At 74.0% G+C, this 19,108-nt stretch carries 11 protein-coding genes; 4 read left to right on the top strand and 7 right to left on the bottom strand.

From position 1 onward, the window contains the following. Nucleotides 1–39 precede the first annotated feature (39 nt). Nucleotides 40–822 (top strand): VOC family protein, encoded by a 783-nt coding sequence (locus tag ACIP9H_RS39590; RefSeq protein ID WP_401594562.1) that lies wholly within the window; start codon nt 40–42, stop codon nt 820–822. A gap of 46 nt (nt 823–868) precedes the next feature. Here the strand turns inward: ACIP9H_RS39590 and ACIP9H_RS39585 are convergent, their stop codons facing one another. Next, complete coding sequence (locus ACIP9H_RS39585; RefSeq protein WP_401963787.1) at nt 869–2,383, bottom strand: hypothetical protein; 1,515 nt, start codon at nt 2,381–2,383, stop codon at nt 869–871. A 154-nt stretch (nt 2,384–2,537) separates the two neighbouring features. On the opposite strand from ACIP9H_RS39585, the gene ACIP9H_RS39580 reads away from it, so the two are divergent. The 3 genes from ACIP9H_RS39580 to ACIP9H_RS39570 all read left to right on the top strand — a co-directional run bounded on the left by ACIP9H_RS39580 (nt 2,538) and on the right by ACIP9H_RS39570 (nt 12,598). Further along, nucleotides 2,538–7,703, top strand: coding sequence for a hypothetical protein (locus ACIP9H_RS39580; RefSeq protein ID WP_401963785.1), 5,166 nt, complete (start codon nt 2,538–2,540; stop codon nt 7,701–7,703). A gap of 40 nt (nt 7,704–7,743) precedes the next feature. Next, nucleotides 7,744–8,040, top strand: a complete 297-nt coding sequence (locus ACIP9H_RS39575) for a WXG100 family type VII secretion target (protein ID WP_360905839.1) — start codon at nt 7,744–7,746, stop codon at nt 8,038–8,040. A 91-nt stretch (nt 8,041–8,131) separates the two neighbouring features. Beyond that, nucleotides 8,132–12,598 carry an FtsK/SpoIIIE domain-containing protein gene (locus ACIP9H_RS39570; protein WP_401963783.1) on the top strand — a complete coding sequence of 1,489 codons (4,467 nt, stop codon included), beginning with the start codon at nt 8,132–8,134 and terminating at the stop codon, nt 12,596–12,598. Between the two features lie 58 nt (nt 12,599–12,656). Here ACIP9H_RS39570 and ACIP9H_RS39565 read toward each other — a convergent pair whose 3' ends face one another. From ACIP9H_RS39565 to ACIP9H_RS39540, 6 genes are all read right to left on the bottom strand, one after another. Beyond that, complete coding sequence (locus tag ACIP9H_RS39565; RefSeq protein WP_401594572.1) at nt 12,657–13,268, bottom strand: hypothetical protein; 612 nt, start codon at nt 13,266–13,268, stop codon at nt 12,657–12,659. Nucleotides 13,269–13,316: 48 nt separating this feature from the next. Beyond that, nucleotides 13,317–13,592, bottom strand: a complete 276-nt coding sequence (locus ACIP9H_RS39560; protein ID WP_401594575.1) for a hypothetical protein — start codon at nt 13,590–13,592, stop codon at nt 13,317–13,319. Nucleotides 13,593–13,769: 177 nt separating this feature from the next. Next, a complete protein-coding gene (locus ACIP9H_RS39555; protein ID WP_360905843.1) occupies nt 13,770–14,420 on the bottom strand; it encodes a thymidine kinase in 651 nt (216 codons plus the stop codon). A gap of 42 nt (nt 14,421–14,462) precedes the next feature. Continuing rightward, complete coding sequence (locus ACIP9H_RS39550) at nt 14,463–15,653, bottom strand: alkaline phosphatase family protein (protein WP_401594578.1); 1,191 nt, start codon at nt 15,651–15,653, stop codon at nt 14,463–14,465. Beyond that, nucleotides 15,653–16,240, bottom strand: coding sequence for a DUF5998 family protein (locus ACIP9H_RS39545; protein WP_401594580.1), 588 nt, complete (start codon nt 16,238–16,240; stop codon nt 15,653–15,655). Before ACIP9H_RS39545 ends, ACIP9H_RS39550 begins: the two co-directional genes overlap by 1 nt. A gap of 28 nt (nt 16,241–16,268) precedes the next feature. Next, nucleotides 16,269–18,998, bottom strand: coding sequence for a GNAT family N-acetyltransferase (locus tag ACIP9H_RS39540; RefSeq protein WP_401594583.1), 2,730 nt, complete (start codon nt 18,996–18,998; stop codon nt 16,269–16,271). Nucleotides 18,999–19,108: the final 110 nt, after the last annotated feature.

Raw genomic sequence — 19,108 nt, 5'->3', positions numbered from 1 at the left:
TCCTCCGCACCCCCGAGCGCCGCTTCCAGGAGAGAACCGATGACCGAGGTAGGGAACCGCCACCCGCACGGGACACCGTGCTGGGTCAGCCTGCTGGCACGCGGTGTCGAGGCCACGCAGGAGTTCTACGGCCACCTGTTCGGCTGGGAGTTCCACCCCGGTCCGTCCTCGCTGGGCACCTATGTGCGCGCCACCTTGGACGGGAAGAGTGTGGCCGGCATCGGCGAACTGCCCCGGGACCGGCATCTGCCGCACGCCTGGACCACGTACTTCGCCGCCGACGACGCCGACAAGACCGCCGAACTGGTCCGGGGTTGCGGCGGCACGGTCGGCGTGGGCCCGCTGGACGCGGACGACGCCGGGCGGCTGGCCATCGCCCTGGACCCGCTGGGCGCGGTGTTCGGGATCTGGCAGGCCGTGCGCCACCGGGGCATCGAGACCTCCGGCGAACCGGGCTCGCCCGTCTGGAACGAACTGGTCACCCGTGAGTCGTCGATGGTCGCCGCCTTCTACTCGCTGGTCTTCGGCTTCGAGACCCAGCACATCGTCTCGACGGACTTCGACTACCTCACCCTGCAGCTCGACGGCCGCCCGGTGGGCGGCATCCACGGCGTCGGCCAGGGTCTGCCGCGCGATCGCGGCGCGCACTGGATGGCGTACTTCGAGGTGGCCGACACCGACGCGGCGGCCCGCCAGGTGGTCCAGCTCGGCGGCAGCGTGCTGCGCGCGCCGCGCGACTCCGCGTACGGGCGGGTCGCGACCGTCACCGACCCCGAGGGCGCGGTGTTCACCGTGATCCGCACGGAGCCGCTGCCGGCCTGAGCCGGTCCGCGGGCCGCCTCGCGGACGGCCCGGACGGCGCCCGGCGTCACCCCGTGCCCGCGTGCGCCGGCGCGCTCTGGACCGGGACGAAGGCCTTGTGGCCGAGGATCCCGGTGTCGACGGTGCCGTCCTCTTCCGCGTACCACCGCCAGTGGGCGCCCGGGACGTCCCCGGCGGCGAGCACGATCCAGCCGCCGTCCCGGGAGGAGAGCCGGGCGAGTGCGGGCAGGTCCTTCTCGGCGGGCGGCCGGGCCAGGACGAGAACCCCGGTGACGGGGCCGGTGCGGGTGGCGCTGCGGATGAGGCCGGCGCCGACTTCCGGTGCGGGGACGGCCATCGGGGACCGGGATCCGCCGCTGACGTCCTCCAGGCCGGGGACGCGCAGCAGTCCGTGCTGGGCGTGCAGGTCGGGCAGTACGGTGCGGGCCGGGTCGACGGCCACCACCGTCAGCGCGTCGCCGTCCCGGCCGACGGTCTCCAGCAGGCTGCGCACCATCGCCGCCAGGGTGTCCCGGGCGACCGGCAGGTCGCCGAGGATGCTGAGGGTCCCGTTGAGCTGGCCGAGGTCGACCAGGACCTGGGCGTGGCCGCGCTCGGTCACGCCCACCCGGGCCAGGAGCGGGAGCGGCAGGCCGGCGGCCAGGTCGCCGTCCTCGACGGAGGCGGGAACTCCGCTGCGCTCCCAGCGGGTTGCGTCGAGGGCGTTCCACCCCTGCGGTGCGGGCGCGGCGGAGGAGACGGCGGCGAGCATCTTGGTGGGGAGCGCGAGCACGCTGTAGACGCGGGTGCTCGCGCCGCCGTGGCCGGTGCCGGGGGCGGCCAGCAGTTCGCGCAGGGTGTGCCGTACGACCGCGAGCGTGCGGGTGTCGGTGACCAGGGAACGCCGCAGGGCGGCCCGGCGCCGGCGGCGCAGCGCGCGCTGGGCGGCGCGCGGCAGGCGCGGGCGCAGCACCCGGGCGGCGGCGCGCACGGCGGTGCCGGCGCGGCGGGCGAACCGGGCCAGGGGGCGGCGGGCGGTGATGAGGACGGTCAGCAGGGCGAGGCCGACGCCGCCGAGGACGAGGGGGCCGACCGGAATCCGTGCGCCGGCGGAAGCCGTTACGTTCTCGGTCCGTCCCGGGGACGTCAACACCGTAGAGGCGGCCGTTGCCCCGGGCAGCGGGCCCACCTGCACGCCGTCACCGGTCGCGTCGTCGGGCAGGCGCAGCGCGAAGCCGGGGACCAGTTGCTCGGGCCTGGTGAACGTGGCGCCGCCGGGGAGCGTGCGGCCGGTGTTGAGGCCGAGGATCTCGGGGAACCGGTCGCCGTCGCCGAGGGTGCGCTCGGCGAGGGTGCGCAGGGTCTCCGCCTGCCCGCCGTTCTCCTCGGGGGAGGTGACGACGTAGTACCTGACGTCGTCCGCGGCGCTCGCCGTGACGGCCGCGCGGGCCGGGGCCGCCGACGCCGTCCGCGCGGGCAGCAGGGCGGTCGCGGCGACGGCGATCCCGAGGGCCAGGACGAGCGCGACCGGGCGCCTGGCCGCGGCCGCGGCGCGGGTGTCCGGATCGTGTGCGGAGCGCAATCTCCATCCTCCTGAGCAGTGCTCGCCCGCAACACTGCTGTCATGGACAGTTCACCCGGGCGCGAGAAAGTTGAGTTGTGAACTGAGCCTAGCCATACCGGAGTTACTACTGGCACGGCCGAGCGGTGAACGATCGGAGAAGGGCGGCTGCGCTATGGCGAGACGGCACACCACGGGGTGGGAAGCGCTCGGTTTCGACAGCGACCCCACCCCGGGCGACCCGGAGGCCATCCGCACCCTCTCCCGGACGTACCGGGACCTCGGCGACCAGGCGGACCAGGCCTACCGGTTGCTCGGCACCGACGCCGCGATCCGGCACGGCAAGGGCCAGGCGATGGCCGCCCTGCAGGACAAGATCAAGGACATGCCGCGCTTCCTGGACCAGACGCGGACGTCCTTCCACTCGGCGGCCGACGCGTACTCCGTCTACGCCGGTGTGCTCACCGAGGCGCAGAGCCTGCTCGACCGGGCGATCGACCAGGGCGGGCCCGTCGCGACGACCGCCTCCGTCGTGGTCCCCGACCTGCCGCAGAACGCCACGCCCGAGGAGACGACCCGTCACGGCGAGCGGGTGACGGAGGTCGGCAACGCCAAGTCGGAGCTGTCGGCGGCGACGGCGCTGGCCCAGCAGGCCCAGCAGATGCGCGCGGACGGGTCCGCCGCGGCGTCCCGGGCCCTGGACGAGGCGGCGGACCAGGCCATTCCGGCACGGAACATCTTCCAGAAGATCGGCGACTGGCTCGCCGACCATCCCATCTTCGAGATCATCATCGGCATCTTCGCCGGTCTCGTCGCGATCTTCTTCCCGGTGGTGGGCATCCTCATCGGCGCCCTCGCCTTCGGCCTGTCGGTGATCCGGATGGTCTCCCAGGGCCATCTGGAGATAGGCGAGTTGATCGTCGGCCTGCTCACCATCGTCCCGGGCGGGGTACTGCTGGGGCAGTTGGGCAGGCTCGGCAACGTCGTCTCGAAGTTCGCGCCGCTGGGCAAGGCGCTGGCGACGGCGGGCCGGGGCGCGGGCACCATGTCGGCCGCGGTCAAGGGCTGGATGAAGACCTCGACCTTCACCCGCAAGGTGCTCACCCCGCTGGGCCGGGGTGTCAACTACGACGGACTCAAGGTCAGACCGGCCTTCGTGGTGACGCAGAAGGCGGTCGCGGAGGGAACCACCGAGTTCGCGCTCGGCGCGACCGCGACGGTCATCTCGGACCTCGCCGCGGGCAAGCAGCTCGACGCGGGAAGGATCCTCGCCGGCGCCGCGGTGGGCGCGGCCGTCGGCGGCGGCTTCGCCGTGCTCGGAGGCACCAAGTTCGCCAACAACCTCAAGGACGCCTTCACCACGGAAGGCAAGTTCAAGAGCAACATCGGCAAGGCGTTCTCCGCGTCGAGCTTCACCCCGGGCAGCCTCCTGCACGTCAACGGCCGGGAGATGCCGCAGAAGACCGGCTTCCACGGCATCACGAGCAAGACCGAGGGCGACCAGACCACCGGCGCGCTGAAGACCAAGGTCACCACGCCGGACGGCACGACGACCGAGACCAAGACCGAGCCGCCCACGCCCAAGCCGGCCGCGACCGCGGACGGCAACCCGCCGCCGGATCCGAAAACCACGACGAAGACCACCACCCCGGACGGCTTCACCTCCAAGACCTCGGGCGGCACCAACACGATCGAGAGCCCGCAGGGCGACAAGGTGACGTACAACGGCACCCGGACCAGTGTGGACACCCCGGCCGGGAACGGCTCGCACCTCACCACCACGCTGACCGACCACGGGTTCAGCACCGCCAACGGCCCGTTCGGCGGGGGCGTCACCCAGGGCGCCGACGGCACGGTCGCCTTCAGCGGAACCGTGGAGGCAGGGACGCACGGCCCGAACCCGCCCGCCTTCACGGTCGGCGCGGGCGGCGACATCCACACCGGGGGCCTCACGGTCCACGACGCGGGCGGCACCACCACGGTGTCCGGGGACGGGGTCTCGGTCCAGCACCAGGGCCAGGTCACCTCGGTGTTCCACGGCGCCCCCGGCAATCCCCCGGTGGTCACGCACGACACCGGGGCCGGGCCGGGCGGGACGGTCGACGTCGGTCTCGCCGGGCACCACGTGACGGCTCCCGCGAACGGCATCGGCGGCGGTGTCGACCTGCCGGGCCACCAGCACGTCGCACCGCCGCAGGCCGACGGCGGTGTCCCGGTCCAGGACAACGGGGTGACCGGCACGCTCCATCCGGACGGCACCGCGACGGTGAGCTCGATCGGCGGACCGGCCACGCACCTGAGCGGCGACGGCTTCACGGTCGTCCCCGACCCCCATTCCCCGCACACCACCGTGCAGTTCGACAGCAGCGCCGGGCACTACGGACTCGATTCCGCGGTGCACGTGACAACGCAGGACGGCCCGTCCGTCAGCACGGACAGCGACGGCATCGTGACCGTGCAGGGCGGCCCGGGCGGGGACGGCGGCACGGCGTTCTTCACCCCGGACGGCGTCACGCTCACCGGTGCCGACGGCGCCCACTTCACCGTCGGCCAGGACGGTGCCTTCACCGCCGGCGGCATCGACCGGGGCGCGGACGGCACGATCACGGCGGGCGGCACCACCGTCCACGCGGACGGCACCGCCGACTTCACCCAGGGCGGGTTCCAGTACCACGTCGGCCCGGACGGTGCGATCACCCCTGTCCCCGGCCAGATCGGCCCTCCGGGGCCGGACGGCGTCCCCACCCAGCCCCCGCCGCCGGCCCAGGCGGCCCCCGGCCACCCGGTGACCCACGGCAACCTCACGGTCTCCGTGGACGGCCACGGAACGCCGACGGTCGGCGTGCAGGGAACGAGCACCGTGGACGGCGGCGGGCATGTCGTCACCACGACGGCCTCGGTCTCCGGCGGCACCACGACCCTCGACTCCGGCGGCTTCCACGTGACGACCGGCCCGAACGGCACGACCGCCACCGGGCCCGGGTTCACCGCCCACAGCGGCCCCGGCGGCATCACGGCGGGGGCTCCCGGCGGGCCGCCCGCGGTGTCGGTGACGCTCGGCCACAACGGCGGGGCCACGGTCGCCGTCGGCGGCAGCACGACGACGCTCGGCCCGAACGGCGCCACGACGCACGTCAACGGCGGCCTGGTGGCCACCGGCGACGGCACGGTCTCCAGCGCGCCGGTCGGGCAGGGCACCACCGTCGACAGCGGCGCGGGCGGCGCGGCCGCGACCGTGAACGACGGCCAGGGCGGGGCGTTCACCGTCCGCCCCGGCACGGACGGCGCCCACCACCCGACCGCCGACATCACCCACCCCGACGGTCAGGGCGCCCCGGTCCGCGCCCAGGTAGGCGCGAACGGGATCAGCTCACAGGGCGTCACCGTGCAGAGCGGGCCGGGCGGCAACGGCGTCAGCTTCAGCCAGCAGGGCAACAGCGGGACCACCACCACGACCTCCTCCGCCGACGGCTCGGTGCACGTGACCGGCCCCGACGGCACCGTCGAGGTCGGCGGGCCGTCCGTCACCGTCACCAACACCTCCGGGCAGAGCGTCAGCAGCGCCCACGGCACGGTCACGGCGGCAGGCAACGGCCACACCACCACGCTCACCCCGGACGGGAACGGCCACTTCACCACGCGGACGGTCGACGACAGGTCCGGCACCGGCCACACCGTCAACGGCAACGGGCAGCTCAGCGTGGAGAATTCACCCAGCGGGGCGACGATCACGGCCACGCACGACGGCGGGGCGGTCCACACCCCGCCGGGCAAGGGCCCCGGTTACGTCGGCGGCCCCCCGCTCGTCGGCGGCGACAACACGCTGACCAACGGAGCGGCCGGCACCACCGTCACCACCCACGGCGCCCACCCGTACGCCGCGCCCGGCAGTACCGTCACCCACAACGGCGACGGGCACGTGACCGTCGAACACGGCGCGGGGACCGGGAGTTACAGCCCCGGCGGTGTCACGCACCTGGGTCCCAACCCGAACGGCCCGGTCGACGCGCACGGCAGTCCCGTCGACACCGGCGGCACCCCGATCGGCAACGGACCGGGTCAGACGCCCGTGTCCACCGTGACCGGCGACGGCCAGGGCGGCATCACCGTGCGGACGCCCGGCGGGGGTCCCGCCATCCATCACACCGGCGGTTTCGGCGGCCGGTCCACGGTGGACACCGGCAACGTCACGGTCACCAAGTCCGACAGCGGCTTCCCCAACGCGACCACCCCGGCCGAGAAGTCCGGTGTCCTGCCCGGCAAGGACAGCCCCTTCGCCCCGCAGGGACCGCCCGCGACCTTCACCGTCGGCGCGAACCACCCGGGCGGCCCGACCGTGCAGGTGCCGATCTGGGGCGGCGGCTCAAGCGTCACCAGCGGCGGCCTCCACGTCGGCCACACCGGCAACGGGACCTTCCAGGTGGGCGGCCCGGGCGGCGCGGGCGACTCCGTCACCGTACGGCCCGACAACAGCCTCGTCGGCGGCCCCGGCGTCCATGTCACCGACCACCCCGCCGTCACCCCGCCGCCCGGACAGCAGGGGCCGTCGGTCCCCGCCCACCAGACGGCCGCGCTCAGCGACGGCACCACGGTCACCACCCTCGGCGGTCCCGCCGCCTTCACCCCGCCCGGCGGGGCCCCGGGCACCACCGTCGACCACGGCACCGCCACCACCACCGACCCCGCCGGCGGTGTGACCATCACGCAGAACCCGCACGGCTCGGCCGACTTCCGGTACACGGGCAACGGCGAGACCACCACGCTGCACGTCGGCCACAGCGGGGTCACCGGGTCGGTGGACAGCAACGGCACCACGCACACCTTCACCGCGGGCGACAGCAGCGCCGTCACCGTCCGGGACGCCGGCGGCACCAAGGTGGCCGGCATCGACGGCGCCGGCGGCTTCACCGAGCAGCACTCGGCCGTGGACGACTACGACTTCAACGTGGGCAGCACCCTGAAGCCCGACGACTACCGGGAGTTCGCCTGGGAGGCCGCCCGCGGCGCGCTCAAGGGCGTCATCCAGAACTTCTCCGTCGCCGGTGTCCAGATCGGCCTGGGCGCGGACCCCACGACCGCGCTGGAGAACGCCGGCCTCGGGGTGGGCACCTCGGTCGCCAACGGTGTCACCAACAAGCAGCTGGAGAACAGCCACATCTTCAACACCAAGGGCCCGGAGGTCCTCTACACCGACATCCCGGTGAAGTTCATCAACACCGCCAACGACAACCAGAACCGGGAACTGCTCAACCCCCCGCAGCCGGAGGGCCCGGTGTCGCTCACCCCCGAGGAACTCGCCCACATCCGGGCCGAGCAGAGCGGGCAGCCCCCGGGCCACTGACCGACCCACCAGCCCGCACCACAGGAGAGGACCAGCCCCCATGCCCCAGTTCGACGTCAAGACCGAGATCACCGACTCCACGTCGGCGACGGTCACCAACGAGTACGACCAGGCCATCGCCCAGCTCCGCAAGATCAAGACCGATATCGACAACCTCCTCGCCGACGGCTATCGCACCCCCGCCGCCGAGACGAAGTTCCGCCCCTTCTTCGAGTCCTTCCACAAGGGCTACAACGACGTCATCGAGGGCCTCCCCGGCATCTCCCAGTACGTCAAGAGCGTCGGCGAGGGCTTCACCGAGACCGACAACCAGCTCGGCAACAGCCTCCCCCACTGACATCCCGAAGGGGCGGACGGGCCGGACATGCCTGCGGTCCGGCCCGTGCCGCTCCGTCCGTTCGCTTCGGAAGGAACCGAGGATCAGCCCCATGCGCCTGACCGTCACCGTCGTCGACCCGGATCCCCGGTCGGGCCGGGCGGCCGACATCGTGATCGACACCGAGCCCGGTGTCCCGGTCGGCGAACTCGCCGGAGAAATCGCCCGGTCCGTGCGCGGTACGGCTCCCGACGACGACCCGCCCGCCCTGTACGCGGGCGCCGAGCGGCTTCCCGAGGAGCAGGCCGTGGCCGCCGCCGGACTGCGCGCGGGCGGCCTGCTCTCGCTCGGGACGCCGCTCGACGTGCCGCCGGCCGGCCGGGAGCCCGAGGGCGTGGCCGAGCTGCGCGCCATCGGCGGCACCGGTGCCGGATCGGTGTTCCGGCTGCCGCCGGGCAACTTCGACATCGGCTCCGCCGCGACGGCCCGCGTCCGCCCGCCCGCGGGCGACCTCCCCGCCGTCGCCGCCCATCTCGTCGTCGCCGTGAACGGCGGCGTCTCGGTACGCGCCGCGCACGGCCAGAGCCTGCGGCTGGACGGCACCGAGCTGACCGGCGACGACTGGCAGGACTGGCCCGTCGGCGGCGTGCTCACCTGCGGGCCCGTCCTGCTGGAACGGGCCGTACCCTCCGCGCCCGACGCCGCCGTGGTCCCCTCGGCCGACGGGACCGGGCTCGACTACAACCGGCCACCCCGGCTGCTCCCGCCCGCCCCGAAGAACCGTTTCACGCTGCCGCGACCGCCCGGCAAGCAGGCCCGCGGCAGACTCCAGCTGCCGATGATCTTCGCACCGCTCGTCATGTCCGGTGCCATGACGGCGCTGACCGGCAACTCCCGCATGCTCCTGTTCGGCCTCCTCTCGCCGGTCATGGCCCTGGTCAGCCAGCTCACCGCCAAACGGCGCGGCAAGGAGACGTACGCGGAGCAACTCGCCGTGTACAAGGAGACCAAGGCCGAGCTCGACCAGGAGGTCGAGGAGGCGGTGCTCGCCGAACAGGCCGCCCGCCGCGCGGCCTGCCCCGACCCGGCCACCGCCCTGCTGATCGCCGCGGGCCCCCGCCGCCGGCTGTGGGAACGCCGGTGGCGGGACGACGACTTCCTGCTGCTCCGCCTCGGGGTGGCCGACCGTCCCGCCTGGGTCGAACTGGACGACCCCGCCGAGGCCGAGCACCGCCGCCGGGTCACCCGCACCACGCACGCCGTGCCCGTCGCGGTCCCGTTCCGCGAGGCGGGCGTCGTGGGCCTGGCCGCCGACGTACGCGCCTCCGACGCGGCGCTGCGGGTCGGCGGCGCCCCCGCCGACGGCAGCGGCGCCGACATCATGGCGTCCCTGGCACGCTGGCTCGTCGCCCAGGCCGCCGTCCTGCACAGCCCCTCCGACCTGCGGATCCACGTGCTGTCCGGCTCGTCGGGCGCGGACCGCTGGTCCTGGGTCCACTGGCTGCCGCACTGCGCCCCGCAGGGCGAGGACACCGTGAGCCTCGTCGGCTCCGGCGCCGAGTCCCTGGGCCGCCGCGTCGCCGAGCTCAGCGCGCTGATCGCCGCCCGCAAGGCCGCGGGCCGCAGCGCCCCGCGCGGTGGCGCCGCCGGGGAGCCCGATGTGCTCGTGGTCCTGGACGGCGCCCGCCGGCTGCGCGCCCTGCCCGGTGTCATCCAGATCCTCCGCGACGGCCCCGAGGTCGGCGTGTACGCGCTCTGCCTGGACGACGAGGAACGGTTGCTGCCCGAGGAGTGCCAGGCCGTCGCGGTCGCCGGGGTCGGCGGTCTGTGGATCCGCCAGGCCGGCGTGGAACCGGTGACCGGCGTCCTCATGGACGCGCCGGAGCCCGTCTGGTTCACCGGCGTGGCCCGCGCGCTGGCTCCCGTGCGGGACGTCGGCGACGACGGCGAGGAGGGCCTGCTGCCCACGTCGGCGCGGCTGCTGGACGTCCTCGGCCTGGAACCGCCCACCGCCGAGGCCGTCGCCGCCGGATGGGCGGTGTCCGCGCGCAGCACCCGGGCCGTCCTCGGGGAGGGCGTCGACGGGCCGTTCGCCGTCGACCTCAAGGCGGACGGGCCGCACGGCCTGATCGCCGGCACCACCGGCTCCGGCAAGTCCGAGCTGCTGCAGTCGCTCGTGGCCTCGCTGGCCGTCGCCAACCGGCCGGACGAGCTGAACTTCGTCCTCGTCGACTACAAGGGCGGCAGCGCCTTCGCCGAGTGCGAACAACTCCCGCACACCGTGGGCATGGTCACCGACCTCGACACCCATCTCGTCGAGCGCGCCCTGACCTCCCTCGGCGCCGAACTGCGCCGCCGCGAGCACATCCTGGCCGACGCCGGCGCCAAGGACATCGACGAATACACGGACAAGCGCGCCCGCCGCGGCGAACTCGGCCCGATGCCGCGGCTCGTCCTGGTCATCGACGAGTTCGCCTCCATGGTGCGCGAACTGCCCGACTTCGTCTCCGGACTGGTCAACATCGCCCAGCGCGGCCGGTCGCTCGGCATCCACCTGATCCTCGCCACCCAGCGCCCCTCCGGCGCCGTCACCGCCGACATCCGCGCCAACACCAACCTGCGGATCGCGCTGCGCACCACCGACCCGGCGGAGAGCCGCGACATCATCGACGCCCCCGACGCCGGGCAGCTCTCGCCCCGCACCCCGGGCCGCGCCTACGCCCGGCTCGGCCACGCCGTCCTGCTGCCGTTCCAGACGGGCCGGATCGGCGGCCGCCGCCCCGACCTCACCGCCGCCGCCGAGGGCGGCCACCCGGCTCCCCTCGTCACCGAACTGCACTGGGAGGAGCTCGGCGACCCGCCGCCCACCCGCCGCGGGGACGGCGAGCAGCGCGCCGTCCAGACCGTCACCGACCTCGCCGTCCTGGTCCAGGGCATCGGCGCCGCCACCGAACTGCTGGGCATCCCCGAACCCCGCCGCCCGTGGCTGCCGCCCCTGCCGGACGCGTACGCGCTGCCCGAGGGCAGCGGCCCGTCCTACGACGCCGAAGGCCGCCTCACCCCGGTCGTGTTCGGCCAGGTCGACGTGCCCGCGGAACAGGCCAGGACCGATCTCGCCTTCGACTTCGACCAGATGGGCCACCTGCACCTCATCGGCGCCCCGCGCAGCGGCCGCTCCCAGGCGCTGCGCACCCTGGCCGCCGCCGTGGCCCGCGACCACAGCACCGCCGACGTCCACCTCTACGGCCTGGACTGCGGCAACGGAGCCCTCCAGGCGCTGGCCGGGCTGCCGCACTGCGGCGCCGTCGTCGACCGCGGTCAGGTCGAGCGCGTCGTCCGGCTGCTCAACCGGCTGGTCGCCGAACTGAACAGCCGCCGGGCCCAGCTCGGCCGCGGCGGCCTCGCCGACCTCACCGAGCTGCGCCGCCGCCGCGCCCCCCTCAAGCGCCCGCCCCACCTGCTGGTCATGGTGGACCGCTTCGAGGCGTTCGAGCGCGACTTCGGCACCTACGACCAGGGCAGCGTCATGGAGAAGATGCTCCTGCTGCTGCGCGAGGGCGCCGCCGTCGGCATCCATCTCGTCCTGACCGGCGACCGGATCCTGACCTCGTCCCGGTTCGTCTCCACCACCGAGGACAAGCTCGTGCTGCGGCTCAACGACCGCAACGACTACTCCGCCGTCGGCGTGCCCTACCGGGAGATACCCGCCGAGCTGCCCGCCGGCCGCGCGATCCGGCTCAAGGACACCTGCAGCGTCCAGATCGCCCTCGTCGACGCCGACCCCAGTGGCGCGGCGCAGGCGGCCGCCCTGGACCGGATCGCCAAACTGACCACCGAGCGGGACCGGGCCGTTCCGGCCCAGCTCCGCCCGTTCCGGGTGGACGTGCTCCCCGACCGGTTCTCCTTCGAGGACGCCCTGGCCCGCGTCCCCGAGGGCGCCTCCCCGCTGTGGGCGATGGTCGGTGTGGGCGGCGACGAACTGGCCGCCGTGGGCACGGACCTGGCCGCCGTCCCCACCTTCGTCATCGCCGGCCCGCCCCGCTCGGGGCGCAGCACGGTCCTGCTCACCATGGCCCGGTCGCTGCTCGCGCGCGGCAACAAGCTGGTCGTCGTCGCGCCCCGGCCCTCACCGCTGCGCTCGCTGGCCGGCCGGCCGGGGGTCGTGGACGTCCTCACCGACCCGGACGTGGCCCTGGCCGACTTCCGCAGGGCCCTGCACGGTGTCGACAGCCCGACCGGCGCCATCCTGCTGGACGACGCCGACATGCTGGCCCACTCCGAGATCGACTCCGACCTCACCACCTTCGCCCGCGGCGCGGCGGGCGACGGCTGGGGCCTGATCGCGGCCGGCAACAACGAGGCGTTCCTCAGCAGCATGACCGGCTGGCAGGTCGCGCTCCGCCGCAACCGCTGCGGGGCGATCCTGGCCCCGCGCAACCTCAGTGACGGCGAACCCGTCGGTGCCCGGCTGCCGCACGGCCTGCTGGGGGCCGATCCCGAACCCGGCAAGGCGCATCTGCACCTCGGGGACGGCAAGTACGTGACCGTGCGCGTCCCCGAGCCGGGCGGCGCGCGCTGAAACAAAGCGACGGGCCCGGACCTCCCCAGGGGGTCCGGGCCCGTCGCGCCTGCGCCACTCAGGACGGGGTGATCACGCCGAAGCTGAACGTCGAGGTGATCGCGTCGAACACGTCGTACAGCGGCTCGGCCAGCGGCAGGTTCGGGCTGGAGCAGGTGATGACCAGCACCTGCCCGCTCTCGTCCGGGAACGGCACCACCGTGTGCATGATCAGCAGGCGGGTCCTGATCCCGTGCGCGACCTCGGCCTCCTCGATCCCCTTCACCCGGCCCACCGGGCCGATCCCCGGCAGCTCCACGGTGCCGAACGTCCGGGTCGTGCCCTCGCCCTGACGGCCGCCGGCGGCCGAGAACTCCTTGCTCAGGTCCTGCAGCGAGAAGCTCTGTCCCGGCGGCGGCGTGACCTTGAAGATCATCACATTCGCCATCAGCAGGCCGTCCTCGTACATCGTGAACGTGCCGGCCGCGTACACCGCCCCGCGCCGCCGCGCGCCCTGCGCGATCCGCCGCACATTGCGGAAGGTCTCGTTGAGCCGGTCCCGCTCCGCCTTGTCCGGCGTCTGCCTCAGCAGCGCGGCGCGGATGCCGGCCAGTGCCTCGCCGGACAGGTCGTACTCCACCCAGCCGTCCGGTATCCGAAGGCCGAAGGCCAGGGTTCCCTCAAGGGCCATCGCCGCGCGCTCCTCTGTCATTCCCGTGTGGACCGGTGGTGGGGTCGGCTACTTCGCGGTCAGGGAGTCCGCGCTCTGGTTGTCGTAGTCGGTGAACGCCTTGACGATCTGGTCGCAGGCGTCCTTGAGCTGGTTCCCCTGGCGCTTGAGCTGGGTCCGCCCGTCGCTCCACGCGCTCTCGAAGTTGCCGCCGGAGTGCGCCAGCGGCGCGCCCACGGCCGTCTCGTCGAAGCCCGTGGGCTTGGTGTCGATGAGTTCCATCACGCGGCCCAGGAGCCCGCTCAGATCCTCCAGCTCGTCACCCGGAATCTGGATCTCTGCCATGGGGGCCTCCCTCTCGGCCGACGGGGACGCGGTGCGCGCAGTGCATCACCGTCAAGAACCTAGTGGCCGCAGGTGTGTTCGGGCTCCGGCGCGATTGAACCCCGCCTGAATCGTTGTCAATCTCTGTGCGCACGGCGGACGATGAACGCGCGCGGCCCCCGGGCCGTCCGGCGGAACTCAGTCGGAGGCGACCGGCAGGACGTCCGGCGAGAGGGCGGAGGCACGGGCCGAGGCGGCGGTCACCCGGCGGCGGTGGTGCCGGCGGCACAGCACCTCGTAGCCGATCTCGTCCCCCGGACCGTGCACGTCGCCCACCACCACCTGGGCACCCGCGACGACCATCTCGCCGCCCACCGTACGGGCGTTGTGCGTGGCCCGCGCCCCGCACCAGCACAGGGCCTCCACCTGCAGCTGCTCCAGCCGGTCCGCCAGTTCGACCAGGCGCTGCGAACCGGGGAACAGCCGGGTGCGGAAGTCGGTGGTGATGCCGAAGGCAAAGACGTCCTTGTCCAGGTCGTCCACGATCCGGGCGAGCTGGTCGATCTGCTCCGGAGCCAGGAACTGCGCCTCGTCCACGATCACGTAGTCCGCCTTGCCGCCCCTGGACAGCAGGTCCACGACGTACCCGTACAGGTCCATCCCCTCGGCGGCCTCCACCGCCTCCGTGACCAGGCCCAGCCGCGACGACAGCTTCCCCTCCCCCGCCCGGTCGTCCCGGGTGAAGATCACACCCTGCAGCCCCCGCGCCGAACGGTTGTGCCCGATCTGAAGCGCCAGTGTGCTCTTTCCGCAGTCCATCGTTCCGGAGAAGAACACAAGCTCAGGCATGAGGGGGCGACGGCCTTTCGGGGTGGGGGGCGAACAAGGGACTCAGGAGCGTACTTCGAGCAGGGGGACCAGTTGCTCGACGGGGGTCATCGAACCGTGCAGGCCCACCATCGAGGACTCCCCCGGCTCCCGGCGCGTGGCGACGACGGCGATGTCGTCCCGGGCGACGGCGACGACATCGCCGATACGGCCGCGCACCCGGTCCTCCACGTGCGGGCCGAACCAGCCCGCCGCGACGGCCTCGTCGCGGGTGGCGACCCACATCTGCTCGCCGAGGACCTCGCTCCACACGGCGTGCACGTCGGCGACGGCACCGGGGACGGCGTAGACGTGCCGGGCCCGGGCCTCGCCGCCGAGGACGGCGACGCCGGCGCCCAGCTCCCAGTCCTCGTCGAAGTCGATCCGCGACTCCGGGTCGAAGGGAATGTCGATCATGCCGTGGTCGGCGGTGACGTAGAGCGCGCTGCGCGGCGGCAGCTGCTCCGCGAGCCGCTGGACCAGGCGGTCGGCCGTCATGAGCTGGCCGCGCCAGGCGTCGGAGTCGACGCCGTGCCGGTGGCCCATCGAGTCCAGCTCGCTGTAGTACGTGTAGACCAGCGCCCGGTCGGACGCGGCGAGCCGCTCGGCGGTGAAGTCCATGCGGTCGTCCCCGGTGAGCCGCCCGTGGAAGGTGCCGCCGCTCAGGGCGATCTTCGTCAGCGGGGTGTGCTGGAACGTCGGCGAGGTGACCTGGCAGGTCTCCACACCGGCGTCCTGGACGAGCTGGAAGACGGTGGGGTGCGGCTGCCACTCCTGCGGCGACGTCCAGGGCTGCCAGCGCAGCTGGTTCATCAGCTCGCCGCTGTCCGGGTTGAGGACGGTGTACCCGGCCAGCCCGTGGGCGCCGGGCGGCAGGCCCGTGCCGACCGACGCGAGCGAGGTCGCGGTCGTCGAGGGGAAGCCCGCGGTGAGCGGCTGCCCGGTACCGCCGGTCGAGGTGCCCAGCAGCGAGGTGAGGAAGGGGGCCTCGTCCGGGTGGCGCCGGATCAGCTCCCAGCCCATGCCGTCCACGAGGAAGACGCAGACGCGGTCGGCCGGAGCCAGCCGCAGCGCGGTCGGCGGGGCCGTGGTCACGCCGAGGCCCGCGGCCACCGCGGGCAGCACGTCGCTCAGCGAGGCGGTGCCGTAGCGCGGGGCGGGCGCGTCGGCGGGGTCCAGTGGCGCGGACTCGTACGGGGGGACGGGATGGGCCATCAGGCGGCCGTGCTCGCTGTCGCCTCGGAGAGTGCCTGCGCGAAGGCGAGGGTCTGGCGGACGGTCTCGGGACCGTCGCCGGCCTCGCTGACCCGCAGGCTCAGGTCGTCGGCCGTGGAGGAGCCCGTGTAGCCGTGGTCGGCCTCGCAGTTGGGGTCGCCGCAGGCGGCGGGCTCCAGGTCGATGCGGCTGACCGCGCCCCAGCCGATGGTGAGCACGACCTCGCGGGGCAGGGTGCCGACGGTGTAGGACTCGGGGTTGGCGACCACCCGGCTGAGCACGACCGAGGAGATGCGCTCCAGCTTGACCGACTCGGTGGAGGTGGTGGCGTACGGCGTCGGGGACGTGTCGTCGGCGCCCTGCTCGTCGGTGTGGCTGACGATGAAGCGCGTGCTGGTCAGGACGAGCACGGTGACGTGCCGGCGGACCTCGTTGGCGTCGAAGGTGGTCTCCTGGTGCACCAGGTACGAGTGGACCGGCTCCCCGCCGACGGAGGCCTCCACGGCCTCGGCCACAAGGGTCGGGTAGTAGCCGCTGCGCTCGATCGCCGCGCGCAGCCCCTGGGTGGTCGTACCGCTCTTCGCCATGCGCACCATCCTAGTGCGGCGCATGTGTTCAGAAGGACGACAGTGCGCGCGGTCCGAGGTCCGTTCGAGCAGGGGGGCGCGCGAGGCGGACGGACGCGCCGAGGACCGTCAGCCCCTCCGCGGCCACGACGACCGGTTCGAGGTCGACGGACACCACCTCGGGCAGGTCGTCGACCAGGAGCGAGACCCGCAGCAGCAGCTCCTCCAGGGCCGGGGTGTCCACCGGCTCGGCGCCGTGCCAGCCGAAGAGGAGCGGGGCGGCCTTGATGGAGCGCACCAGCTGGGCGGCGTCCCGGTCGGTCGCCGGGACGAGGCGGTGCGCGGTGTCGCCGAGCAGTTCCGAGGCCGCGCCGGCGAGGCCGAACGACAGCACGGCGCCCGCGCCGGGGTCGACGGTGGCGCGCACCACGGTGTCCACCCCGCGCGGCGCCATGGCCTGCACGACCAGGTGCAGCTCCCCGGGCTTGCCGAGGCGCGCGGTCAGCTCCTCGTAGGCCCGGCGCAGGTCGTCGGGGTCGGCGAGGTCCAGCCGTACGGCGCCGAGGTCGGCGCGGTGGCGCAGGTGCGGGGCGGTGGTCTTCAGCGCCACGGGGTAGCCGAGGCGGCGGGCGGCCGCCAGGGCGGCGGCCACGTCGGGCGCGGGCAGCGCGGCGCGCACGGCGATGCCGTAGCGGGCCAGGAGCGCGGCGGTGGCGGGCTCGTCCAGGGTGACGCCGGGGGCGCCGTCGACGGCCCGTTCCCCGGTGCCCTCCAGCAGCCGGGCCACGTCGCGGCGGGCCCCTGCCTCATCGACGTCGTCGAACTCGGGCACCCGGCCGGGCGTCCCGGCGTCCCGGCGCCACTGGGCGTGGCCGGCCGCCTGGGCGAGGGCCTTCACGGCGCGTTCGGCGGCGGCGTAGGCGGGGATCCCGGGGACGGCGAGGCGGGTGCCCATGGCCTCCAGCGCGGTGTGCACGACCACCACGGGCTTGGTGCCGCCCGCCTCGGCGACGGCGCGCTCCAGGGCGGCGGCGAGCTCGGGGTCGTCACCGGTCTCGGGGTGGCCCTGCAGTTCGTCGCCGACGCGCGGGATGGCCGTGACGACGACGGCGTCGTGAGCGGGGTCGCGCAGCGCGGCGGTGAGCGCGGCGGCGAAGTCCTCGGGCGTCGCGGAGGTCGTGAGGTCGGCGGGGCGGCCGGGTTCCAGCCCGGCGGTCAGGCACGCGTCGTAGGTGAGCAGGCCGAGCGACTCGGAGTTGCCGAGGACGGCGACGCGGGGTCCGCCCGGCAGCGGCTGGCAGGACAGCAGCAGTCCGGTGTCCAGGAGCTCGGTGACGGTGTCGGTGCGGATGACACCGGCCTGGCGCAGCAGCGCGGAGACGGTGCTGTCGGGGATGCGGGTGACCGGCACGGTGTGGCCGGGCGGCGTGGCCGCGAAGTGGCGGGCGCCCTTGACGACCACGACCGGCTTGACGGCGGCGGTGCGGCGGGCGAGGCGGTAGAACTTCCGCGGGTTGCCGAGGGTTTCCAGGTAGAGCAGCGCGACGTCGGTGGCCGGGTCGTCGTGCCAGTACTGGAGGATGTCGTTGCCGGAGACGTCAGCGCGGTTGCCCGCGGAGACGAAGGACGACAGCCCGGCGCCGCGCCGGTGCAGCCCGGACAGCATGGCGATGCCGATGGCCCCGGACTGGGTGAACAGCCCGAGCCGCCCGGCCCGCGGGGTCTCGGGGGCCAGCGAGGCGTTGAGCCGGACGCCGGCGGCGGAGTTGAGGACGCCGAAGGCGTTGGGCCCGATGACGCGCATGCCGTACGAGCGGGCCTGGCGGACCAGGGCGCGCTGCCTCCGGCCGCCCTCCGCGCCGGACTCGGCGTAGCCGGAGGACAGGACGAGCAGGCCGAGGACGCCGTGCCGGCCGCACTCGGCGACCACCTCCGCGACGTTCTCCGCGGGGACGGCGATCACGGCGAGGTCGACCTGTCCGGGGATCTCCGCGACGGAGCGGTGGGCCGGGACGCCCTCGGGTTCGAGGATCCGCAGGCCGGGATCGAAGGAACGGTTCACCGCGTGCACCTGCCCGGTGAAGCCGCCCTCGGTGATGTGCCGCAGCGTGCTGCGGCCGACGCCGCCGGGCCGCCGTCCGGTGCCGATCACGGCGATCGAAGACGGGCTGAGCAGCCGCGCCACGGACCGGGCCTCGGCCCGCTGCTCGCGGGCGCGCATCACGGCCACCGACTGCTCGGTGGGTTCGAGGTCGAACTCGAGCCGGACGACGCCGTCGGTGAAGCTGCGCTGCTGGGTGTAGCCGGCGTCCGTGAACACCTTGATCATCTTGCGGTTGGCGGGCAGCACCTCGGCGATGAAGCGCCGGATGTCGCGCTCACGCGCCACGGCCGCGACGTGCTCGAGCAGCGCGGAGGCGACCCCGCGGCCCTGGTGCGCGTCCTGGACGAGGAAGGCGACCTCTGCCTCGTCGCTCTCGGTGCGGTCGTAGCGCACGGTGGCGATGAACTCTCCGCCCACCAGGGCCGCCAGCCCCACCCGGTCGCGGTAGTCGTGGTGCGTGAAGCGGTGCACGTCCCGGTCGGACAGCCGCGGGTAGGGCGCGAAGAAGCGGTAGTACTTGGACTCGTCCGAGACCTGCTCGTAGAAGCTGACCAGCCGCCCCGCGTCGTCGGGCCTGATGGGCCGGACATGGGCGATCCCGCCGTCGCGCAGGACGACGTCCGCCTCCCAGTGGACCGGGTACTCACGCTCTTCCGTGGACGGCGGGGTCGTCATGGGGCCAGCGTACGGGCATCGGCACGGGCGGGATCGGTGCGACGATGTCAGGGACGGAAGGGCAGGACCGACCGGTGGGCCCGGCATGGCAGACTGGTCTAGACCTCCTT

It is taken from the genome of Streptomyces sp. NPDC088732, assembly GCF_044751205.1.
Classification (GTDB): Bacteria; Actinomycetota; Actinomycetes; order Streptomycetales; family Streptomycetaceae; genus Actinacidiphila.
This window is presented reverse-complemented; position numbering and strand designations above follow the sequence as displayed.